Source organism: Rhizobium sp. RHZ02, from assembly GCF_014851575.1.
Taxonomy (GTDB): Bacteria; Pseudomonadota; Alphaproteobacteria; order Rhizobiales; family Rhizobiaceae; genus Rhizobium; species Rhizobium altiplani.
On record NZ_JACUZX010000027.1, the window covers coordinates 23826 to 46544 of the forward strand.

The 22719-nt window shown below is 57.8% G+C and carries 23 protein-coding genes; 2 read left to right on the forward strand and 21 right to left on the reverse strand.

The genetic code is table 11. From position 1 onward, the window contains the following. Positions 1-54 precede the first annotated feature (54 nt). Entirely contained in the window at positions 55-522 is a 468-nt protein-coding gene (locus tag IB244_RS33240) for an FGGY-family carbohydrate kinase (RefSeq protein ID WP_409564088.1), read from the forward strand. Here the strand turns inward: IB244_RS33240 and IB244_RS26105 are convergent. The 17 genes from IB244_RS26105 to IB244_RS26185 form a co-directional block, all read right to left on the reverse strand. Next, positions 519-1526 carry a LysR substrate-binding domain-containing protein gene (locus tag IB244_RS26105; RefSeq protein ID WP_312867267.1) on the reverse strand — a complete coding sequence of 336 codons (1008 nt, stop codon included), beginning with the start codon at positions 1524-1526 and terminating at the stop codon, positions 519-521. The two genes, IB244_RS33240 and IB244_RS26105, sit on opposite strands and share 4 nt — an antisense overlap. Further along, positions 1453-2211 (reverse strand): pyridoxine 5'-phosphate synthase, encoded by a 759-nt coding sequence (locus IB244_RS26110; protein WP_192306169.1) that lies wholly within the window; start codon positions 2209-2211, stop codon positions 1453-1455. The genes IB244_RS26105 and IB244_RS26110 overlap by 74 nt, the downstream gene beginning before the upstream one ends. A gap of 41 nt (positions 2212-2252) precedes the next feature. Then, positions 2253-3683, reverse strand: a complete 1431-nt coding sequence (locus tag IB244_RS26115; protein WP_192306171.1) for an NAD(P)(+) transhydrogenase (Re/Si-specific) subunit beta — start codon at positions 3681-3683, stop codon at positions 2253-2255. Between the two features lie 20 nt (positions 3684-3703). Next, on the reverse strand, positions 3704-5275 hold the full coding sequence (locus tag IB244_RS26120; RefSeq protein ID WP_192306173.1) for a Re/Si-specific NAD(P)(+) transhydrogenase subunit alpha: 1572 nt from the start codon (positions 5273-5275) through the stop codon (positions 3704-3706). A gap of 66 nt (positions 5276-5341) precedes the next feature. Continuing rightward, positions 5342-6613 carry a hypothetical protein gene (locus tag IB244_RS26125; protein WP_029792450.1) on the reverse strand — a complete coding sequence of 424 codons (1272 nt, stop codon included), beginning with the start codon at positions 6611-6613 and terminating at the stop codon, positions 5342-5344. Then, positions 6610-7470: an ABC transporter permease gene (locus tag IB244_RS26130; RefSeq protein WP_409564089.1), complete on the reverse strand. Its 861-nt coding sequence runs from the start codon at positions 7468-7470 to the stop codon at positions 6610-6612. The genes IB244_RS26125 and IB244_RS26130 overlap by 4 nt, the downstream gene beginning before the upstream one ends. A gap of 8 nt (positions 7471-7478) precedes the next feature. Continuing rightward, on the reverse strand, positions 7479-8267 hold the full coding sequence (locus tag IB244_RS26135; protein WP_025661365.1) for an SDR family NAD(P)-dependent oxidoreductase: 789 nt from the start codon (positions 8265-8267) through the stop codon (positions 7479-7481). A gap of 13 nt (positions 8268-8280) precedes the next feature. Further along, the gene (locus IB244_RS26140; protein ID WP_025661364.1) at positions 8281-9252 is read right to left on the reverse strand and encodes an ABC transporter ATP-binding protein; all 972 of its coding nucleotides are present in this window, start codon (positions 9250-9252) and stop codon (positions 8281-8283) included. Between the two features lie 15 nt (positions 9253-9267). After that, positions 9268-9510, reverse strand: coding sequence for a hypothetical protein (locus tag IB244_RS26145; RefSeq protein ID WP_025661363.1), 243 nt, complete (start codon positions 9508-9510; stop codon positions 9268-9270). Position 9511: 1 nt separating this feature from the next. Further along, positions 9512-10657 (reverse strand): ABC transporter ATP-binding protein, encoded by a 1146-nt coding sequence (locus tag IB244_RS26150; protein WP_025661362.1) that lies wholly within the window; start codon positions 10655-10657, stop codon positions 9512-9514. A 42-nt stretch (positions 10658-10699) separates the two neighbouring features. Further along, the gene (locus IB244_RS26155) at positions 10700-11557 is read right to left on the reverse strand and encodes a carbohydrate ABC transporter permease (protein WP_192306177.1); all 858 of its coding nucleotides are present in this window, start codon (positions 11555-11557) and stop codon (positions 10700-10702) included. 10 nt (positions 11558-11567) lie between these two features. Beyond that, complete coding sequence (locus IB244_RS26160) at positions 11568-12533, reverse strand: carbohydrate ABC transporter permease (protein ID WP_029792453.1); 966 nt, start codon at positions 12531-12533, stop codon at positions 11568-11570. A gap of 104 nt (positions 12534-12637) precedes the next feature. Continuing rightward, entirely contained in the window at positions 12638-14062 is a 1425-nt protein-coding gene (locus IB244_RS26165; protein ID WP_025661359.1) for an ABC transporter substrate-binding protein, read from the reverse strand. Between the two features lie 48 nt (positions 14063-14110). After that, the gene (locus tag IB244_RS26170) at positions 14111-15265 is read right to left on the reverse strand and encodes an ABC transporter ATP-binding protein (protein WP_029792455.1); all 1155 of its coding nucleotides are present in this window, start codon (positions 15263-15265) and stop codon (positions 14111-14113) included. Between the two features lie 19 nt (positions 15266-15284). Next, positions 15285-16067 (reverse strand): SDR family NAD(P)-dependent oxidoreductase, encoded by a 783-nt coding sequence (locus IB244_RS26175; RefSeq protein ID WP_029792456.1) that lies wholly within the window; start codon positions 16065-16067, stop codon positions 15285-15287. A 178-nt stretch (positions 16068-16245) separates the two neighbouring features. Continuing rightward, positions 16246-17169 carry a substrate binding domain-containing protein gene (locus IB244_RS26180; RefSeq protein ID WP_192306219.1) on the reverse strand — a complete coding sequence of 308 codons (924 nt, stop codon included), beginning with the start codon at positions 17167-17169 and terminating at the stop codon, positions 16246-16248. Between the two features lie 170 nt (positions 17170-17339). After that, positions 17340-18242, reverse strand: a complete 903-nt coding sequence (locus tag IB244_RS26185) for a LysR family transcriptional regulator (RefSeq protein WP_169682194.1) — start codon at positions 18240-18242, stop codon at positions 17340-17342. A 114-nt stretch (positions 18243-18356) separates the two neighbouring features. On the opposite strand from IB244_RS26185, the gene IB244_RS26190 reads away from it, so the two are divergent. After that, complete coding sequence (locus IB244_RS26190) at positions 18357-19424, forward strand: SDR family oxidoreductase (RefSeq protein ID WP_192306179.1); 1068 nt, start codon at positions 18357-18359, stop codon at positions 19422-19424. A gap of 72 nt (positions 19425-19496) precedes the next feature. Here IB244_RS26190 and IB244_RS26195 read toward each other — a convergent pair whose 3' ends face one another. The 4 genes from IB244_RS26195 to IB244_RS26210 all read right to left on the reverse strand — a co-directional run bounded on the left by IB244_RS26195 (position 19497) and on the right by IB244_RS26210 (position 22666). After that, positions 19497-19793 carry a NifU family protein gene (locus IB244_RS26195; protein WP_192306181.1) on the reverse strand — a complete coding sequence of 99 codons (297 nt, stop codon included), beginning with the start codon at positions 19791-19793 and terminating at the stop codon, positions 19497-19499. Then, entirely contained in the window at positions 19790-20800 is a 1011-nt protein-coding gene (locus IB244_RS26200; RefSeq protein WP_169682191.1) for an amidohydrolase family protein, read from the reverse strand. The genes IB244_RS26195 and IB244_RS26200 overlap by 4 nt, the downstream gene beginning before the upstream one ends. 145 nt (positions 20801-20945) lie before the next feature. Continuing rightward, positions 20946-21755, reverse strand: a complete 810-nt coding sequence (locus tag IB244_RS26205) for an inositol monophosphatase family protein (protein WP_169682190.1) — start codon at positions 21753-21755, stop codon at positions 20946-20948. An 11-nt stretch (positions 21756-21766) separates the two neighbouring features. Next, the gene (locus tag IB244_RS26210) at positions 21767-22666 is read right to left on the reverse strand and encodes a MurR/RpiR family transcriptional regulator (protein ID WP_025661350.1); all 900 of its coding nucleotides are present in this window, start codon (positions 22664-22666) and stop codon (positions 21767-21769) included. Positions 22667-22719: the final 53 nt, after the last annotated feature.

Below are 22719 nucleotides of genomic sequence, written 5' to 3' on the forward strand. Positions count from 1 at the left end.
CAACCCGGGGATCATCCAGCGTTCGATCGGTTAGCGGACCCAGCTTTGCTGGATATGGATTCCCCATCCTTCTTTCCCTTTTTATTGGGCGGAGTGGAGACCGGACGAGGCGCCTTTCTTGGACTTGGAATCGAACACACGCTGCCCGAAGTCGTCACTGCAATGTATGAAGGCGTAGCGTTTGCCCATACTCAAGACTCTGCGCCGATCTGGCCGCTGGCTCGCGACCACGAGGCAATTCGCCTGGCTGGCGGAGCAGCTACGAGCCACACGTGGGCACAACTCTTCGCAGACTGCTTTGGACGTCAAGTTGAGACGCTGGATTGCAGCGAGCTCGGCGCAAAGGGTTGCGCCATTACGGCGGCGGTGTCCCTCGGCGCCTATCGGAATACTAACATCGCTGCGAGGACTATGGCGCGGGTAGCAACCCGGTTCAGCGCCAACGCAGATCGCCATAGACTGCTCAAGAGGCGCTTTGATCGCTGGACACGCGATGCGGAATGGATTGCGAGTCGGAGCTAAAGGCAGCGCAGGGTCTGTGCAACTTCCAAAACTCGCTTCAAAAGGGGGCTAGCCGCTCGACTTCGTAGCAGGTAGAGGCTCACCGAGCCTTCAATCCGTCCGCCTTCTAACCGGGCACGGTTTAGATTTAGTCCTTCTGGGATCTCCGCATCGGCAATAGGAGCCACCCCGAGCCCTGCCGCGGCGGCGTAAGCCTGAGCTTCGCGGGTCGTGATTTCGAGTACCCCTGCGGGTTGCATAGCGTGATGCTCCAGGTGCCCAAGGACGGCCGTTCGTGTCTGGGATCCCGGTTCACGCAGGAGCAGCGTCTTGCTGGAGAACTCTGTTCGGCTGAGCGTCATACCATCGGTAGGGATGTGTGCCTTCGTCCCAACCAATAGAATTTCACGACGCTCATGGGGTATTGCAATGAGATCGGCCTCGTTCACGTACCCACCCGCAATACCGAGGTCAGTTCGACAGTCAAGCAAATCTCCGACGACACGCGCCGAATTTGCCTGGGAGATCGAGATTTCCAATGCTGGAAAAGTCTCCCGCAAACGAGTCACGATACGGATCATCGCACGCGGCGCAGTAGAGCCCAGACACAGCCTCCCACTTACGCAACCGGACGAATTGCGCAGCACAAGTTCAATATCATTCTCATGCTGGAACATCTGGCTCGCGCTGCGCATCACGCTCTCTCCAGCCGACGTTAGCCCTACGAATTTGCCCCGGCAACGTACTATCAATTCGACGCCGTACTGCTTTTCAAGCCGGTCGATCATAATTGTCACTGTCGATTGCGTCCGCCCGAGTAACTGCGCGCCCGCTGAGAACCCACCTCCGGTAGCCACAGCGTGAAACGCCCGTAAGGCCGGCACATTGACTGGCATTAGTTTCTCCACAAAAGCCTTCGGCAACACCCGGTGGATGCATCCTCTACGTGGACTACGTGTGCTCCGAAGCTTCAAGCACTCTATTGTAGAGTCTAACAGTCTCGCCGAGGCCGAATTCCAATGCATCCGCCATCAACGCGTGACCAATCGAGACCTCCGACAGAAAAGGAAGGCGTCGAAGGAGGGCCGGTAGGTTCTTACGGTTGAGATCATGACCGGCGTTTATTTTTAGGCCTGCTTTGACAGCCGTCCGCCCCGCTTCCTGCAGTGCTCGGAGATATCTGACAGCTTCCGCCGGATGGTCATGGCAGGACGCATATGGCCCGGTAAATAGCTCAAGACGGTGCGCTCCCATGTCGGCGGCCCGTGGTGCCGTTTCGTCTTCACTTTCTGCGTCGACGAATAGAGAGACACGGATATTCTGTGCGGATAACAGGTGGATGGCGGGCTTTAGCAACTTCGCCTTGGCTCGGAGATCCCATCCATGATCGGAGGTTTCCTGTGAGGGATCATCCGGCACAAGAGTGACCTGTGTCGGATTTAGATGCAAACAAGCGTCCAGGAACAGCCGGCTTGGATAGCCCTCGATATTAAACTCCGCGTGCGGAAATTCGTCCCGAACAAGATCGCGTAGCGGTTCAAGGTCGGAAAATCGGACATGGCGCTCATCGGGTCTCGGGTGGACGGTAAGGCCGCAAGCACCTGCGCGTAGCGCTAGGCGTCCAAAATGCAGCAAGTCCGGCCACGGCAAATTGCGCCTGTTTCGCAGGAGCGCGACCACGTTCAGGTTGACTGAGAGGCGTGGCGTCATGTTCTACTTCCCTCTGTCGCCATGGCTAGATCCAACCGGCTTCACCAAAACCCGACAAGTTTTTCTAGGGAGACTTTGGCATCGCCATAAAACATGCGGGTGTTCTCCTTGAAGAACAACGAGTTCTCGATGCCGGAATAACCGGTTCCCTGGCCACGCTTAGAGACAAAGACCTGTTTGGCCTTCCATACTTCTAGCACCGGCATTCCTGCGATCGGTGAATTTGGGTCGTCCTGGGCGGCAGGGTTGACGATGTCGTTAGAGCCAATGACAATCACAACATCTGTCTTGGGGAAGTCCTCATTGATCTCGTCCATTTCCAGCACAATGTCATATGGCACCTTGGCTTCTGCCAACAGCACGTTCATGTGCCCCGGCAGACGCCCCGCAACCGGGTGGATAGCGAAGCGGACGTCCTTGCCTTCGGCGCGCAGACGCCGCGTCAGTTCCGAGACGGCCTGCTGCGCCTGCGCAACCGCCATGCCATAGCCCGGGACGATAACGATTGATTCCGCTTCGTTAAGCGCCGAGGCGACACCTTCGGCATCAATCGCCACTTGCTCGCCAATAATTTCCATCGTCGGACCTGCGGTAGTTCCGAAACCACCGAGGATGACCGAGACGAAGGAGCGGTTCATGGCCTTGCACATGATATAGGACAGAATGGCGCCCGAAGAACCGACCAGCGCACCGGTAACGATCAAGAGATCGTTGCCGAGCGTAAAGCCGATTGCGGCAGCGGCCCAGCCCGAATAGCTATTGAGCATGGATACCACTACCGGCATGTCCGCGCCACCGATACCCATTATGAGATGGTAGCCGATGAACAGGGCGAGAGCTGTCATGACGATCAGCGTCCAAGTCTCGCCGCCGTTCGCATACATCAGTAGCATGATAAGGGAAAGGATAGCTGCAGCAGCATTTAGGTAATGTCCACCGGGCAGCTTCCTTGCCTTGCCATCGACCCTTCCGGCAAGCTTGCCGAATGCCACGATCGACCCCGTGAACGTGACGGCCCCAATGAAAACCCCAAGGAAGACCTCGACTTTCATGATGCCGAGCTCGATCGGCGTCTTGTGGGCGACAATGCCGGCGAATCCATCGAGTGCCGCGCGCATACCCTCGTCCATGCCGCCGACGCGCCAAGCTTCGATATGCGTGTTGAAGCCGATGAAGACAGCAGCGAGACCGACGAAGGAGTGTAACGCTGCGACTAGCTGCGGCATCTCGGTCATCTGCACTCGACCGGCGACATAGGATCCGAGAACGGCACCGCCTGCTATCGTAAGCGTGACAACAAACCAACTTCCTACGCCCGGACCGAAAATCGTGGCGATGACGGCGAGCGCCATACCAACAATGCCGTACCAAACGGCGCGCTTGGCGCTTTCCTGACCGGAGAGACCACCGAGCGAGAGGATAAAGAGAACCGCCGCGGAAATGTAGGCCGCGGAAACAATACCGATAGTCATTGTAATGAACCCCTACCCGATCAGGATTTCTGAAACATTGCGAGCATGCGTCGCGTCACAAGGAAGCCCCCGACGATGTTGATCGTCGCGACCAATAGTGAAAATGCAGCCAGCGTCTCTACCAGCCAATGTGCGGAACCGATCTGCAGCAGAGCGCCGAGTATGACGATCCCGGAGACTGCGTTGGTCACCGCCATAAGGGGCGTATGCAGAGAGTGGGAGACGTTCCAGATAACCTGAAACCCGACGAAGCATGATAGAGCAAACACAACGAGATGGCTCATGAAGCTGCTCGGTGCGTAGACGCCGACCAGGAGAAGGAGTGCCGTGCCGATCAAAAGAAGGAAGCCCTGGTTACGGGTCTGTGCTTTGAAGGCGGCGGCATCCCGCGCCTTCTTTTCCTCAAGCGTTAGTTCTTTGACCTTTTCTCTCGGCTTCTGGACGGCGATTGCCTGTACCTTCGGCGCGGGGGGCGGATAGGTGATGTCGCCATCTTTCGTCACAGTCGCTCCACGGATGACGTCGTCCTCCATGTTATGAACGACCTTTCCGTCCTTGCCGGGTGTCAGGTCTGCGAGCATGTGTCGAATGTTGTTAGAATAGAGTATGGAAGATTGTGCGGCCATTCGGCTCGGGAAGTCAGTATATCCAATGACGATGACATCGTTGTCGGACACGATGCGCCGGTCGGGTATGGTCAGTTCGCAATTTCCACCGCGCTCTGCGGCCAAGTCGACCACAACCGATCCGGGTTTCATCCTCGCCACCATGTCGGCGAGCCAAAGTTTCGGCGCGTCACGACCGGGGATCAGGGCCGTCGTGATGACGATATCCATGTCAGGCGCCAGCTCACGGAATTTCTGAAGTTGCTTCTCGCGGAACTCGGGAGAGGACGGTGCCGCATAGCCACCTGTCGTAGCGCCATCCTGCTGCTCGGCAAAATCGAGATAGACGAATTGCGCACCCATGGATTCGATCTGTTCGGCCACTTCCGGGCGCACATCGAAAGCGAAGGTGATGGCACCGAGCGAAGTCGCCGTGCCGATAGCCGCCAGCCCCGCGACACCGGCACCAACTATCAAAACCTTGGCGGGCGGCACCTTGCCGGCTGCAGTAACCTGACCGGTGAAGAAGCGCCCGAAATTGTTGCTCGCCTCGATCACAGCCCGATACCCGGCGATGTTTGCCATCGACGAAAGGGCATCCATTTTCTGGGCGCGAGATATCCGCGGCACCATATCCATTGCCACGACATTCGCGCCGGATGCACTCGCAGCATCCAGAAGTTCCCTGTTCTGCGCTGGGTATATGAATGAGATCAGTGTCTTGCCTTGAGACAGCTGGCTCACCTCGTCGATCTCGGGTGGTCGTACTTTGCCAATGACGTCAGCAGCCTGGAATACCGCATCTGCACTGGCTAGTACGGTCGCTCCCGCAGAACGGTACGCCTCGTCAGAAATCCCCGATGCCAGTCCAGCCCCTGTTTCGATGAAACACTCGTACCCCAACTTCTGTATAGCCCGCGCAGACTCAGGCGTCATCGCCACGCGCGCTTCATTTTCCGCGCGTTCTTTTAACGCTCCAAATTTCATGATCGTCCTTTCACTAGCGGCTCGACGAGCCAATCTTGACGCTACACCACCAAAGGGTATCGTAGTTCAGTCGACGCTTCGCGATCCTTGGCGTCGTGTAATTCTAAAACCGAGCCAGCCTAAGAAAGGTAGGAGCGCCAACCCTAGGGCGAGCCCGTCGCGACGCGGCTGTACGACTACGATCTCCCGGTTGAAAGTCCGATCGCCATCCACTCCCGAGGTTACGTGGCCGCGCGCGTGTTGTCCGACAGGCGGCACCGTGATCGCAAAGGCTGTAATGTCTTCTTTTTCGGCATTGCGCACCGCCCGCACACGATAGCCGAAACCGGCCCCGCTGGTCTGTTCCACCTTGAGTCTGGAGAGAGCAACTTCGCGTTCGTCCGGTCCAAAACGCGTCTCGACTGCGGTTACCTCGGAAGGCTTGCGACGCACGAAAGTCTGGCGTCCGACCACCGCATCGCTCTGCGGAGAGACAACAGGAATGTATTCGCTCTCGTCGAAACGATCGGCATCGAACAGCGTCAGATAGAAGGTTGACCCTGGGCGCACGAAAATGCGCTGGCTGTCTGTATTCGACGGAATCGGTCTGGTCCAACGTTCTTCCGGAACAACCTCGCCGACGAGTGTCGCGCGTTGTGAGAGATCAAGAACTTGCAAGTGGCGAGCCGTGTCGACGACCGGCTTCCCGGCTTCATAGAGCATCATATCGTATTCGCCCGGGCCGAGCGCAATACGATAGGCCGGAACAGGCTTGGTCACCAATCTCAGATTTGGTTCGGGAAGCGGCTCCGGCGGCTGGATTACCGGAGCCGTTTGCCCCTGCATCCTCGCAGCGCCTGTTTGAACCAATTTTCGTTCGTAGTCACTCCGTCGTTTGGACGCTTCTTCGTAACGGCGGGCGAAGCTGCGTTCCTCTTCCTCGTAGGTATCGAAAGCGGCCGCAGCATCGTCGCCCCAAAGGAGCCTCGCATCACCGTTCACAGCGCCTTTCGGAAAGACGGTGGCGTACGACGCCGGCAAGACGGTTGCGACGAGGCGTCCGTTACGGGTGATACGCAATTCGCCGCCCAGTTCATCTCGCTTGCCATCGAAATCGACGTAGACCTGCCGAGACAGCGGCCAGTAATATTCCCGCGTCTCGACGAAGGTGATGGCGCTGTCGCTGCCGCCCATCAAATGCAAGGTCGACATCTGCGATGGCAGGAACATGTCCTTGAACGCAAATCCATCCCACACCCGCCCGGCGACCACGACCGCATCGCGCCTTTCCGGCTCCATAGCCCGCGATGGCACTGCAACGAGAAGCGCCAGGACACAGAGGTACGAAATGTTTCTCACGCGCGTGCTCCTTTGCGAGCAATTAGCCAGGCCGCAGCGAAAAGAAGGAGTGTAAGCCCGAGCGACGACATCGATTGTCCGATCGCAGGAACGTCCTGATGCATCGCATTATCCACGAGCAAAGCGATCCCCGAGACCGGCGACAAGGGTCTCACAAATGGAGCGGCAGCCTCCAACGCAGCCCGCAAATAAAGCGCGAAGAGGCTCATCTCGTCGACGGTCATCGCTCGCAAGAGACCGAAAACCGCCTCATAAAGGCAGAGACCGCAAAGAACTGACAGATACATGACCACCGCCATGCGAACGGTACCGGCCAAAACCGAAACGACTAAACCCGTCGCCATCACCGGCAACACGAACGCCATATTTCCCAGAACCGGTAGCAAAATTTCCGGTCCGATCATCGCGTCGCCAAGCGGTTGCGCAATCAACAGGTAGGCCACGTAGATTGCGCCAAGAGCCCCTAGAACAGCGACTTCTGCAAGGAATTTCGCTACGAGTAGATCCAGCCACGAGACAGGGCCCGCGCGCAAAACTTCTAACGTTCCATGTTCACGTTCCCAACTGATCCCACAAGCCAGGCGTAGTCCCAGAACGAGTCCGAGAAACCCGACAATCGTCGTGTTCAGGCCCAAGAGCGGATCGGCCGTGACGACGACCGATTCCGTCTGAAACGTCTGCTGAAAGCCGCCGCCGTAGCTATACGCCATTAGCCCCAGAAGGCTCGCCACCATCCAGAACCAAAGAGAACTGAATTTCGACATTACCTCTCGACGCGCAAGCAAGATAGTGCGCCGAATTCGACCCGGGGGATCGAGGGAAATGCCGATGAAAACGGGGGGAACGTGTTCCATCATAGGTCCGGTCACATGACAGTTCGGATCAGACCGCCATCGATACGAAGGGCCGCACCGTTGACGATACCCGTACGAACGGATCCTAGAAACGTGACGAAATCGGCCACTTCTTGTGGCTTCGAGAGCCGCTGGATCAGCGACGTCGGCCTATTATCGGAGACGAACCTGCGCTCCGCCTCCTCCTTCGGCAAATCTGGATACAGGCCGGCGATCAGTGCCGCGACCCCTTCGGTGCTGCAGGGCCCCGGCAATACTGAATTTACGGTGACATTGGTTCCTTTGGTCGTTTCGGCAAGGTTGCGAGCGAGCGAAAGCTGCATCGTCTTTGTGGCACTGTAGGCAGGCATTTCGGGGGCGGGATTGATACCGGATTCGCTCGCCATAAAGATCACTCGCCCGCTATCACGGGCGAGCATTTTCGGCAAATAATGCCGAGCCAAACGCACGCCACTCATGACATTGACCTCGATCAGCTCGTACCAGCGATCGTCTCCAGCCTTGTAAATGTCAACAGCCTCGTAGATGCCGAGATTGGCGACGAGCACGTCTACGTCCGGGCAATTCTCGATTAGCGTTTCGCAGCCCTCCCGGGTCCCGGAATTGCCGACAGCACCTTCCAGTTGAGCGTCCGGAAACTCGGCGCGAATGCGTGCGATCGCTTTGTCGACGGTTTCGCGGCCACGCCCGTTGACGACGACCGTAGCTCCCTCCCCGGCCATCGCACGTGCGATGGCAAATCCGAGCCCTCCCGTCGATGCCGTTACGAGGCAGCGCCGATTTCTATATCCAAGGTCCATTGAACTTACTCCTTCATATTGTGTCCAACGGTGGGTGCCGTGGGGCATCCTCGCGCGTCAGGCTGATAAACACGTCTTCCAGCGACGGCGCCTCGTCGGTGAGCGACAGGACCGTCAGCCCAAAGGCCGTCAGCGCCCTGGCAGCGTCCGCTCGTGCAGCGCGCCGATCGGCCGGTACGCCGACAAGGGCAAACTTCAAACGATTTTCGCCGACCGCTCTCAACTCGGCGAACCGTTCGCTGGCCTGTATCGCTGAAAGGGCGATACTTGCGGGCTCGAACAATTCCGCTTCGAACACATTTCTACCTAATCGCTGCGGAACGATGTCTTGCGGACTACCAGAAGCGATCACCTCACCGCCACGCATGAAGACGACGCTATCGCAGACGCGCTCCATCTCCGCCAGTTGATGCGACGAGAAGAGCAGCGTGACACCTTGCGCCTTCATCTCGCGAAAGACTGTGCGCATATCGGCCACGCCACGCGGATCGAGACCGAGCGTGGGCTCGTCGAGCATCAGGAACTCCGGGCGATGGAGCATCACCCGAGCGAGACAGGCACGCTGTTGCATTCCCCGTGAGAAGGTGCCCAGCGGTCGCATGGCGGCGGAAGTCAGACCGACACGCTCCAACGTCTCCTCGACGCGCTTGCCAGCGTCGGGCACGCCATAGAGATCGGCAAAGAAGCGGAGGTAAGCGCGCGCGCTCATCTCCGGATAGACCCGTGGCTTCTCCTGCAGAAAGCCGACGCGCAATCGCGTTGCCGCAAGTCTGCTGCCGTCGCGCTGGCCCAAAAGCTCGATCGTTCCGGCGTCTTGCTTCACCAGTCCCATGATGGCGCCCATCACCGTCGTTTTGCCCGCGCCGTTCGGTCCGAGAAACCCCGTGATCTCACCGCGCCGTACGGAGAATGTCGCGCCCTTGACGGCACGCTTCGCGCCGAAAGAAACCGTCAGCCCGGAAACTGAGAGAGCTTGGTTGGTCACGGCACTCTGTCCCTCTCAGTAGGCCATCGGCAACATATAGAGCCGAGCGAGATTGATGACGATCATCGTAACGCCGGCGGCGAGCAGAAACTCCATCGGCCAGGCGAGGATTTTTACCCGGTCGTTCCACAGCTTCATCGCGATGATGACGACAACGGCGACGAGCGAAGCGGGCCAGTGGGAAACGCCGCCAGCAATGACCGAGCACGATCCAAGCAACAGGGCCATGATTATGAACAGCACGAATGGGGACTTCATCTCAGTTCTCCGTCGTATCGGGCCGGCTCGCCAGCGCCTGAGCAATCGTCCGCCCCGAGCCGGGTTCGAAAAGATAGATCCAATTCGGGTCGAACCCCGCGTAGAGGCGACTGCCGTCTTGCTTGGAGAGCCCGGCAGTCTCGGTAGTGGACGAGCGAGTGGTAATCGTAACGTCACCACATTGGAGCACGTATAGGTTTTCCGCCCCCGTCGGCTCGAATGAGAAGAGTTCGGCCGGGATGGCGCAAGCCGCGTCGGCCTTTTCACTGACGCTGATGTTTTCCGGGCGGACGCCCAGCCGCAAGGGCGAGTCGAGCCTTTTTTCCAATCCCCAGCGCCGCACCCAATCCTGCTGGAGCGGAATATTGAAATCACGCGTTTTGGCGATGATCGAACCGTTCTCGTTGACCAAAGTCACATCGAAAACATTCATTTGCGGCTCGCCGACAAAAGTTGCGACGAACTCGGTCGCCGGCCGCTCGAAAATTTCGCGCGGCGTAGCGAACTGCAGCATCTCGCCATTCTTCATGACGATGATACGATCCGCCATGGTCATGGCCTCGAGTTGGTCATGAGTGACGAAAATCGTCGTTACCCCGACGCTCTTTTGAATGTGACGCAACTCGGCGCGCATCTGCCCGCGTAATTGTGCATCAAGATGTGACATCGGCTCGTCCATCAAAAAGACGTCGGCGTCGCGCACCAGCATGCGGGCGATCGCGACACGTTGCAATTGACCTGCCGAGAGCTGATCCGGCTTCCGTTGGAGAACATCGGTAATTTGCATCGTGTGCGCCACGGCTTTGACCTTGGCATCAATTTCTTTACGCCCGAACCGCCTGACTTCCAGGGGATAGGCGATGTTTCCGAAAACGGTCAGGTGCCGGTAAAGACCGTAGTCCTGGAACACCATGCCGACATTGCGATGTCTGGGTCGGAGAAAAGTGACGTTGCGCTCGCCGATCGCGATTCGGCCGCTGCTCGGCATTTCCAAACCCGCGATCATCCGCAGCGTCGTCGTCTTTCCACACCCGGACGGACCAAGAAGGAAGACGAATTCACCGTCCTTGACCTTGATGTTGACGTCCGTCACTGCGCGAAACGCGCCGAATTGCTTTATCAGGCTGTCGATCTGAATTTCAGCCATGGCGATTTTCCATTTCCTGGTTCGTGCAGTTGTTGGAGAAAATCATTTGCGTATCACCCCTTGTGACAGGCCACTGATGAATTGGCGTTGCAAAAGCAGCACGAAAAGGATGATAGGCGCGGTAATCAGCACCACGGCGGCGCCGAGTACGTTCCAGCGGATATCTGCTCCAATGGAGTATGCCATTACCGCAGGAGGCATGGTCTTGGCATTGTTGCTCGTCAGGAAGGTGGCGAAGGCGAATTCGTTCCAGGAGAGGATCATGACGAAGATCGCCGTCGCTGTGATTGAAGGCATCATCACCGGCAGTGTCACCTTGCGGAAGGCGGCAAACCACGTGTCGCCGTCGACCATCGCCGATTCTTCGTACCTGCGCGGGATGTCTCGGAAATAGCCGGTGAGCATCCAAACCACGAATGGCAACTGCATCGCGGTATAGAGGATGATGAGGCCGATCAAACTGTCGAGCAGCCCGACTGTCTGAAAGATCACGAAGATCGGTATCAGGACGGCGACGGGCGGCATCATGCGGTTGGTCAGAACCCAGAAGGATACGTCGTCACGACCTACGAACTCGTAACGCGCCAGCGCATATGCGCAGAACATTCCGATCGTGACTGACAAGAAGGTAGACGAGAACGAAACGATGACGCTGTTGAAGAAGTTCTTCAGGATTCCCTTGTCGACTATCAGAAACTGGAAAGCTTCCAGCGACGGTGTAAACAGCCATTGCGGCGTTGGGGCTGAGGCGCTGGCCCCATCCATGAATCCTGTGAGCACGACCCAAAGGTAGGGAAGGACGTTGAGAGCACAGACGACCGCTAGAAGCAGGTAGACCCACCAGTTCCGCTGGCGAGGTGGCACCGCCGGAGACTCAATAGAATAAGACAATTTTCTCATCTGGCCCTCCTTATTCGGCCACTTCGGTCTTCGAGCGGAAGACGCGGATGAACACGAAGCTCATGACGACGATGATCATCATCATGATCAGCGAGAGAGCGGCTGCCTTGGAGGCATCGAAGAATTCCAACCCCGTTTTGGTAAGAAAGACGTTGAGCGTGGTGGTCGCGTTGCCTGGACCGCCTCGCGTCATGATCACGATCAACTCGTAAGTTCGGAAGGCGTCCATGGTGCGAATAATCACCGCGATCAATATCGCTGGTCGCAACAAGGGCATCGTGATCGTCCAAAAGACGCGCCACGAGCCGGCGCCGTCGATTTCGGCAGCTTCGTAGGGCTGACGCGGAATAGACGCGAGGCCCGCCGACAGCATTAGAAACATGAAGGGCGTCCATTCCCAGACGTCGACGAAGACCAGCGTCTGAAAAGCGATTGTTGGATTTGAGAGAAAGGGAATTTCGCCCAGGCCGAGCGCTCGTGTGATGCCCCCAACGTAGTAGGTGACCAAGCCAGCGCCCGGATAAAACATGTACCGCCAGATCAAAGCCGCGACGAGGGGTGGCAGGATCATCGGAATTAGGATGAAGACACGCATCAGTGCGATCCCGCGCAACTGACGCTGGAACAGGAGCGCAAGGCCTAGCCCGAGCCAGAATTGGATGAAGACCGCCTCGACTGTAAAGATCAACGTCTTTCGCAGCGCATGCCAGAATTCCGGATCCTGTACGACTGCCTGGTATTGATAAAGGCCAACGAAGAAACGCGGAATATACGGTTTCGACAGGATGAAGTTGTGCCCGGCGATGTAAAGTGAATAGAGGAATGGGAAAATGCCGATGGCGAACAGTATGATCAGCGTCGGTGCCATGAGCACCCATGGAAAGACCTTCCGGTTCGAAGGGCCGAAACCGGAAAGGAAACTCCGCTCCCCGAAGGTGATGGGCGCAGCTGTTGTGGTGTTTTCCGAGATCGACATTGTCTCAGTCCCTTTGAGTTGCGATTGAGGGAACCGACACGTCCCAGGAAGGAGGACGTGTCGGCGTGCGTGTCCGACACTCGGCCGGACTACGCGTCAGTTCGTTAATTCCACTTTGACGGCATGCGGTCGTAGTAGCTGAGATCACGCCACAGTTGTTTCGGCAGGTCGGAGCGACCGGGGATGTAGTAGCCACCCTTGCGCATCGCTTCTGTCATCCGCTTTTCCATATTGGCGGCTGCGGTCTTGCTGTCGATCTCGCCGATCCAGACGCGGTTGCCTTCTTCGCCCATGACGTCGGACATTTCCGCCCATTCCGGCACGCGAATGCGTTCGTCTGGATTGGTTTCCTTCAGCATGAAGTCGTATACGCCCGGCCACCACGGCTGATACTTGGCGAGCGTCTCGCTCTTGTAAGTCGAGTGGCGCGATGGACCTGCACCGTACTGGGTAGCTCGCTCCTGCACGTCTTTGGAGGTCAGCCACTGGATGAAGGTCCAAGTTGCTTCCTTGTTCTGGGAATCTTTGGAAAGACCCAGTGACCATGCGCCGAACCAAGGATCGATTACACCGTTCGGACCCGCTGGCGTATGCAAATGCACGTTCTTTCCAGCGACTTTCGCTTGGGTCTGAGAGTCCTCGAAGAACCCCTTGATGAAGTCTTGGTAGTTCCAGGTGCCAAAGGCGTTACCCCCCTGGTAAACCGCCGTCGCTTCGCCGATGCCCCAGTTCGCACTATCCGCCGGCATGAACTGCTTCAGACTGACGAAGTAGTCGATCGATGCGACGGTTCGCTCGTTGTTGATCGTAACCTTCCAGTCCTTATCGACATATTCGTCGCCCTTGGTCTGCGGCGTCTGGAAAGCGTAAAGGTAAGGAAGATAAGTCACCCCCCAGAACCAGCGGCCGGGGATGTTTGCGAAGCCGATCATGTTACTTTCGGGCTTGTGAACCTTTTTGGCTGCGTCGAACATGTACTGCGTGTTGAATTCCGGCGAGAAACGCTCCGGAAGTTTGAAGCCAGCCTTCTCGGCGACATCCGCACGGAAAGTCGTGCCAACCGGGCCGGCGCCAATCGGTATCGTGTAGAGCGTGTCGTTAAAGACTCCGGTACCGCTTATTACACGCGGCAAGAAGTCGTCGATGTCGTAATCGGCGTCTGTCAGGTCCGGGTTCTTGACATAAGACATCAACGGCTCAAGGAAGCCGGCGGCCGCGTATTCAGCCAACCACATGACGTCAACTGCAAAAATATCGTAAGTTCCTGTCCCTTGCTGCATCTCGACGAGGGACTTCTGACGATAGTTCTCGAACGGAATTTCGTCGATCACCACTTTGATCCCGTATTTCTGCTCGAACTCGGGAATGAATTTTTCCAATGCCGCAAATTGCGGCATCGACGGGGCAAGGAAATGCACAGTCTTGCCCGCGAGGGCTTTCTGCGCTTCGGTTTGCGCTTCGGCCGGCAGGGTCTGCAGCCAGAGGGCAAGACCCGCCGCCATAGCGACGGTCAATTTCATCACTCTCATTCTCTCCTCCTGATTTTGATGTTGCATGCGCTTCGCCGTCACGCCGCCTCAGGCATGTGCCGGCGCTTTCTGCCTCTGCGTGAAGCGCGCCTGGCGCACTGTGCGCCCGGTCGTCTTATCGAAAAGGTAGATGAAGTTCGGATCGATCTTGAACGACACGGGGGCGCCGATCGTGCTTGGATGGCCCTGGGCGGCGTCGACGGAAGTCATGGCCCTGATGACGTGGCCAGCCGTATCGATGTCGAAAACAACACGTGATCCGAGGGTCTCAACAGCGAAGAGTTTGCCGTTGACTTTGCAGTGATGGTCTGTCTCTGGCTCACATAGAGAGAGATGCTGGGGCCGGAAACCGATAAGGTATTCACTGCCCGCGCGTAGGGGATCGCCTTCGGCCATCCAGTTGCGGTCGACCTCGATCCAAGCGTCTCCAACCCGCAGACGATAGTACCCTGAATCATCCGAGATCGTTGCAGGAATGACGTTCATTGGCGGCTCGCCGATGAAGGTTGCCGCAAAGAGTGTATCGGGCAGATCGAAGAGCGTTTGCGGCGCTGCGATCTGCTCGATCCGGCCCTTGTTGATCAGCACGATGCGATCCGCCATGGTCATGGCCTCGAGCTGGTCATGCGAGACATAAAGCATTGTCGCGCGGAAATCGCGCTGCAATCGCTTGAATTCGACCCGCATGCGAGCCCGCAGCTGCGCGTCGAGATGAGATATGGGCTCGTCCAAAAGAAAAACGTCGGCATCGCGCACCAGCGCCCGGCCAATTGCCACACGCTGCTGCTGGCCGCCCGACAATTCGTTGGGGCGGCGTTCCAGCAATTTTTCGATCTGCAGCGTCTCGGCGACGCCGGAAATGTGGCGGACGATCGCGGACTCGGCCATTTTGCGAATTCGCAAGGGATAGGCAAGGTTCTCGAAAACTGTCAGATGCGGAAAGAGCGAGTGCTTGTCGTAGACCATCGCTAGGTTGCGCTCACGCGGTGTCCAGCGGGTCACATCACGGCCGCCGATCATAATGCGGCCGGCGGTCGCTTCCTCGAGACCCGCGACGAGCCGCAGGGTCGTGGTCTTCCCCGCGCCTGAGGGCCCGAGCAGAAAAACCGCTTCACGGTCCGCGACGTCCAGCGTGATCCCGTTTAGCGCGGTGAAGCCGCCTTTGAAGGTTTTCGCGAGGTTTTCGATTTGAAGGTCAGCCATAGTCGTTTCCGGTTCGAAATCAGAGAATTGCGCGGATCGTCCCGCCCTCGGCCCGCATCGCCATGCCGTTGAGAGCGGGAGATGCGGCGAGATGAACGACGCTTGCCGCAACCTCTTCAGGTGCAATCATTCGACGGATGAGCGATGTGGGCTCCGTTTTGTCGAAATAGGCGGCGACGACCTCTGCACGAGTAATACCCTCATCGCGGGCGATTTCCTCGTGATAGCGGCGCACGGCGGTCGTGTCGGTCGGCCCTGGGAGGATGGTGTTCACCCGCACCCTGGTGCCGCGTGTCAACTCCGAGAGCGCGCGTGAAACACCGAGCAGACAGGCCTTCATCGCTCCATAGTGTGGCATCCACGCCTGTGGCTTCACCGCGCTCTCGCTGCTAATGAAAACAATCGACCCTTCGCCACGCTCCAGCATATCCTTGAGAACGAGGCGCGACATGCGTACGCCGGTCATGACATTGACGTCGAAAAAGCGAAACCAATCCTCATCACGCGTTTCGAAGAACGGACGTACTTCGAATATGCCCACCGAATTGATAAGGAAATCGATAGGCGCCTCCGCCCGGGCGAACTCGGCAAGGCGCTTGTCTTCGCCAGCTGCGGTGAGGTCGCAAGCGATACCGCGAGTGCCCGGCCCAAGCTGCGCGACAGCTGCGCTCACATCTGCCTGCGAGAGACCGGTGATTGTCGCCTTCGCACCCTCGGCAATGAAAGCCGCGGCAACTGCGAGACCGATGCCCGTAGCACCGCCCGTCACCAATACGTGCTTGCCTGCCAGACCGTAATCCATCGTCAATACCTCCCGTGACATGCGTAGCGTGTTAGCTCCCGTGTGCCGCCCCTCCAGGCGCTACACACGTTTCCCGTTGGCCGGATGGCCGTCGTCGCCCTCCCGGCCATGGAACATGTCCTGGCCGATAGAACTAATTTTTTTTCGTATGTTTTGCAAGAAAAAAAATTTTACACGATCATGCAGCGTTCTGTCGCCAGCCCAGAGATTGCGATCCCTGACCCTTTGCAAAATGACGCAGTGCGAAATCGATAAATGCCGCCGTGCGCGCCGGAAGCCGCCGACGCGGGTCGCTGATCAAAGAGACTGGCATGGGGGCGGGCTCGAATGCCTCCAAAACAGCGTGCAGCTGACCGGAACGAAGTTCCGGGTCAATGTCCGCCCGCGCCAGGCGGAAGATACCGAGACCTTGCAACGCGAAGGTTTTTAGTGTTTCCGGGTCGCTTGCGCGAAATCGGCCGTCGACCGGCAAATGCCCAACACCCCCACCGTCAAACGTCCAGACGTCGCCAAATATCGACGAACCCTCCAGGCGAAGACACTCGTGGACCGATAGGGCCTCGGGGGTGCCCGGGCATCCGCGCTCCGCAAGATAGGACGGGGCCGCGGCGCTGACCGTTGCCATATCGAAAAGCTTGCGGACCGTAAGGCCGGAATCTTTCAGGGACCCGGCCCGCAACGCCACGTCGAAATGGTTTTCATGCAGGGCGGCGGGCGGGTCGAACCGAACAGAGAAATCCACGTTGGGATGCGCCCGAGCGAATGCTTGCACAAGCGAAAGCACGTGACTTCGACCAATGTCGGTTGCGCAAGACAGAATTAAGCCGCCCGCAATAGCGTTACGCCGCCCGCCCATATCACGCTCCAATTCTGCGAATCCCGATAGTACCGGCTGAGCGCGCTCCAAGAGCAACTTACCCTCCTCCGTTAGAAGGAACGAGCGCGTCGTGCGTCGAACGAGCGCCACGCCGTAGTGGTCTTCAAGCGCCTTTAAACGTCCGCTGATCGTCGCCGGGGCCATGCCAAGGCGGCTAGCGGCACTCGCCATACTTTGCGACCGAGCGATTTCGGAAAACATCCTGAGATCGGCCAAACAATTCATTGAGTTCCTCCTTGCAGGCCAGCATCCTGCGGCCACCGGTTCCCAGGCGCCGTTCAACGGACGCCCTCCTCTGGAAACACGAAATGCACCCAACGAGTAACATTGCCGGCAGGATTCCGCCGGCGAAAAATGATCACTTCATTCTGTACGAAACTTCACAAATCGTGCGATTAAGGTGCGACATTCTGCACGAGGTAATCCACGAAGACCCGAATACGTGGCGCGAGAGGCGTTCGGTCAGCATAAATGATCGAAACCGGCTCGCGGTCACCCGGATTGAAGGTGTCGAGCACCGAAACAAGTCGTCCGGTGCGAAGGTCAGAGCCGATGTGAAACTCGGAGAGGCGCGCGACGCCGATGCCATCAAGGGCAAAGCGCCTCAAGCTTTCGCCATTGTCGAGACTGAGATTGCCTTTGACCGCCAAATCGAGTTGCGTGACAACGCCGTCCTGGTCGACTCGGAATGGCCATTTGCCATAGCTGCGACTGAACCCGAGCGTCAGGCAGTTATGTTCCAGCAAATCGCGGGGTTCCACTGGCACGCCGTGCCGCGCTAGGTAGTCGGGCGAAGCAACGACATGGCGCAACGACGCAGCGAGCCGTCGAACGCGAATCGTAGAGTCCGTCAAAACACCCGTCCGGATCGCGACGTCGACGCCCTCGCGAATGAGGTCCGCTGTCGTATCGGAAAGCGAAAACTCGAGCGCTATGTCGGGATAAGCGGCGAGAAAGCCCGAAACGATCGGCATGATCCTGTGAATCCCAAAGGGTACGTTGCAGCTGACGCGGAGCGTGCCGCCGATTTGCCCCGCGCTTTCCCGCACGCCGCGCTCAAGGCTCGAAATATCCTGCAGAATCTGCTTGCCACGGGCGAAATAGTCTTCGCCTTCAACCGTCAAGCGTAACTTCCGTGTCGAACGGATCGCCAGCGGCAAGCCGAGGCGAGCCTCAATGCGGGCGATGATCTTGCTGATTGCCGATGGCGAAAGCCGCAAAGCATCTGCTGCGGCTGTAAAGCTCCCTGTCTCGACGACTTTTATGAAGACCTCGATCTCAGAAATGCGTCCGGACATGTCGGCTCCTCATTAGTGACAACAGTTCACTTCACTTATGACAATGGGCAGCTTACTCGGGCAAGACGTAAATGGCACTTCTAATCCTCCAACTCACATGAGGAGACTGAAGTCATGTATCAGAAACGGGCACTTGTCGCAGGCGCGACGGGAATCGTCGGACTAAACGTTGCCGAGCATCTGCGCGACCGTGGCGGTTTTGAAATCACGGGGCTGGCGCGCAAGCCGTCGATCGGCGCGTCCTACATGCGGCCCCTAGCGGTCAATCTTCTCGATCGCGAGGCCGCGCTGAGGACACTCGCGACGCTCAGGCCGACACATGTTTATTTCTGCACATGGACTTTAGGGCGAAACGAAGACGAAAATATCCGCCTTAACGGCGGAATGCTTCGCACCCTACTCGACGGGGTTGTCGCTGCCGGGACGGTCGAGCACGTCGCTGTCGTCACGGGCACCAAGCACTATCTCGGCCCGTTCGAGGACTACGGAAAAGTGACCCCGGTCACGCCATTTCGCGAGGACGCACCACGGCTGGAAAAAAAGAACTTCTACTATGAACTGGAAGACGTCGCGTTGGACTATGCGTCGCGGCACGGCTTTAGCTGGTCGGTGCATCGGTCGCACACAATCATCGGCTATGCGGTCGGTAACCTGATGAACATCGGCGCAACTCTTGCGACTTTCGCGTCGATCTGCAAGGCGACGGGGCGTCCTTTCACGTTTCCGGGTACCCCGACCGCATATTACGGGATCAACGACATCACCGATGCGCGTCTGCTGGCAAAGCACATCGTATGGGCATCGACGGAACCGAATGCGCGTAATGAAGCCTTTAACGCCACGAACGGCGACGTTTTTCGCTGGGAACAATTGTGGAAGAGAATCGCCGACTATTTCGACGTCGAGGTGGGCGCTTATCCAGGTCAATACAATTCGCTAACAGACCGCATGCAGGGCCTTGACCCAGAGTGGCAGACCCTAGTGACACAGCACGGTCTTCAGCCTCACAAGCTGGAGCGCCTCGCCTCGCCTTGGCATACGGACCTCGACCTCGGTCGCCCCATGGAATGCCTGCATTCCATGGCCAAGAGCAGAGCTCTGGGCTTCAAGGAATTCCAGGACACAGAGCGGTCGTTTATCGACGTCTTCGACAGGCTGCGCGCGGAACGGCTCATTCCGTAAACCCAAAGACTCTCGACGCCCGGAAGCGCATCGGTCGCCCGATGCGCTTCCTCGCGTTCTAAGCGCCGACGACTACGCTGCGGGATAGGGATGGGCGTTCAAGAGGTTGGCAAGACGCGATAGTGCCCTCGGAGCTGCCTTCACCTGCTCGCATTCGACCTCCTGTACGCCAGGTACTTCCATCAGATAACTCCGGACGGATCCGACGAAAGTCATCGCGAGGTTCGGGCAAGCACGACAAGCGCCCGTTAGCGCAACAGTTACGGTGCCGTCCTCGGTTACGCCGGTGATCGCTATGTCGCCGCCGTGACCGAGAATGAGGGGGCGCGCCCGGCCAAGAGCGGCTGCCAGCATGTCTCTGTCGATCATGGCGTCAATCCCAGTTCGCGCTTCTTCGCATCCAGGTCGATGCCCATGCCGCGAGCGAAAGCCTTGCCCAGAATGTTTTCCTTCATTTCCCGGGTTATCTCGGGATACCCATAACGATCCTGCAATTCCTCCGGCATTTTGAGATTTGCGAGCGTGTCGATGTAGGTCTGAACATGCGGCCAGATGAAGGCCTCCGAGCCGTAACAAATTCGCTCGGAACCGACATACAGGAGCGCCTCGCCGAGTCGTTCGAGCATCTTCCACGGCTGGAGGTAGTACTGGTTGAACCAAAGCGGCAGGATCAAGAAAATGTTTTCGAAACGGCTGGCGATGGAGATGGTCTCATCGACATAGGGGTCGCCTAGATGATGAATTCCGAAGTTGAGTTCCGGAAAATCGGCTGCCGCATATTGAATGTCGTTTGGCTTGAAAGCTTCTACCGGGCCTAGTTCAAGGGGAAAGCCCTTGTGGAACTGGACCATCTTGACGCCAAGCTCGAGAGCCTTTTCCCACAATGGATAGGCAATGTCCCGATCGTCCGCACGCCAAGAGCAACCCCGAGACTGATATTGATAGAATTTGAAGCTAACGGCACCAAGCTCGTGAACCTGGCGTTCCATTTCCTTCAATGCCGGCCCGAGCCCGTGATAGGCAGGATCGACGCCACCGGTCAGCACTATCCGTTTCGGATCCTTTTGTGCGAGTGCGTGGCTAAGTTCAACAGGACCGAGGCCAGCGCGCCAATGAGAAAACAGCGGCACAGAACAGGCGCACGCCATATCCGTGTCGGATTTCCCGAACAACATGTCCATGGCCCAATCGAGATCCGGGTTTGAAAAGGTTTCTGGCTCGGGCGGCGGGCCGCGCCGGCCGGTAAGGTTGATGAATCCGGTCAGCTGTTCGCGCAGAATGCGAACTCGTCGGCCATCGCTGCCGTCTTTGATCTGACCGTCACTGAAGTCTTGGCAATGCACCGCTGCGTCAAAGACAAAAATTCCATCCTTCATTCGCTTAACTCCCATTGGCTGCTAGCGCTTGACGGCGCTTTGGCTTTCGTGAAAAGCCAACCGTATCAATAGCATGGGGAGGTGTGGGCCAGTCTTCGCTTTATCCGAAGATTGCCTTCAAGATCGACGCAGCAGGCGCGTTCGCTCAAGGGATCTCGAAAAGATCGGAAAGATCACGGTAAAGTGCCGGACCACTCGCAAGGACGAGACCACCCTGCTCTAGTGGGGCCCCGAGGTTCGGATATGGAACAACACGCCCACCTGCTGCCTTGATGAGGGCAAGGCCAGCAATGGCATCCCAGGCCCACATATGGCGCTCGAAGTAGCCATCTACGCGGCCAGCCGAGACATAGGCCAGCATCAACGCCCCCGCGCCTACCTGCCGGAAGCTTCCGCCCGCGGCGAAAAGCCTTTGCGCATCTTTAGCGAATGTCTCTGGCGGCACGCGGTGATTATGGCCGAGGCCAAGGCTTGTCCGGTCGACCGAGGCTGTGCTGCTCGTCGAAATCACGGCGCCGTCGATTGTTGCGGCAATACCGTCTGCGCCGGCGAAAAGCTCATCGCGCAGCGGATCGTAAATTACACCGAGAACTGGCTCGCCTTTCGACCACAGTCCGATCGACACGCACCAGTTATGCGCACCCCTCAAGAAATTCGTGGTGCCGTCGAGTGGATCGACACACCAGACATAGTCCGCTTCGAGCGATCCGGAGCGACCCGTCTCCTCACCGAGGAAACCATCCGTCTGGAAGGCCGGCCGCAGAATCGCGGCGATCACGTCTTCGGCCTCGCGATCCGCAACCGAGACGAAATCATTCAGCCCCTTTTGTTCGATTACCAACCGGCTGCGACGGCCGTAGTGGGTAAGCAACGTGCGGCCGGCCTCTCGGGCGGCGTATTCCGCTGCGGCCAGACGAGATCCGAGACGCTCGACGCGAGGCTCTTCCGCAGGCATTCGTCGCTCCTTCAATAGCGCGTCAGAGCGGTCACATCGGAGGTTCGTTCGAGCCCTTCCATTGCTCTGCCAAAATTGCGAACGGCATAGAGCGAATAGAGCACATCGATGACCTGGAGCTGTGCGATTTTCGAGACCATGGATTCGTGGTATTCGCCCGGCCCGACGACGCCGGTGATGGTCGGTGTGAAGAGGCAGATATCAGCATGCCGAACGATAGGCGAATCCGGAAACGATGTTATCGCCAGCGTCGTCGCACCTTGGAGTTTCGCATGTTGCAAGCTGTCGACAGTCGAGATCGTGCGTCCGGAATTCGAAACGCCGATCGCGAGCGAATTGGCTCCCAGCGTAGAGGTCGAGATCTGCCGTATGCCGAGATCTCGGAAAAAGAGGCACCGCTTGCCGACCCGCATGAAACGCAGCAGCGCGTTCTCAACGCATATCAGCGAAGCACCCATCGCGAAAAACCCGAGCACGTCGGCATTCTCGATTGCCGCAACGGCGCGTTCGAGTTCTTTTTCCGCGAGCCCGGCGCGGGTATCCGAAACCGTCATCGCGTAGCGAGCAGCGACCTTTGAAAGCACCGAGGACGTATCGTCCTCGTCGGTGATATCTTCGTAGACGTGTCGCTCGGAGATTGGCTCGCTCGTCGTTGAACCTTGCGACAATTCTTCCGCGATCAAGATCTTGAACTGCTGAAAGCTCTGGACATCGATCTCTCGGACGAAACGCGTGACCGTTGATTCCGATACCTCGCATTGAACTGCGAGATCTTTGATCGAAATTGACTTTATTTCTTCGGGTGTCTTCAGCACTCGGTCAGCGATCCGCCGAAGGGCCGGATTCATATATCCGGCCTTCCAGCGTATTCTCATTAGTATGGATTGCCTGTTGTCTGTAGCGTTGTCCATCGATTATGACTCCGACTCATTTGCCGCAATTCTATAACCGTCAAATTCCAAAG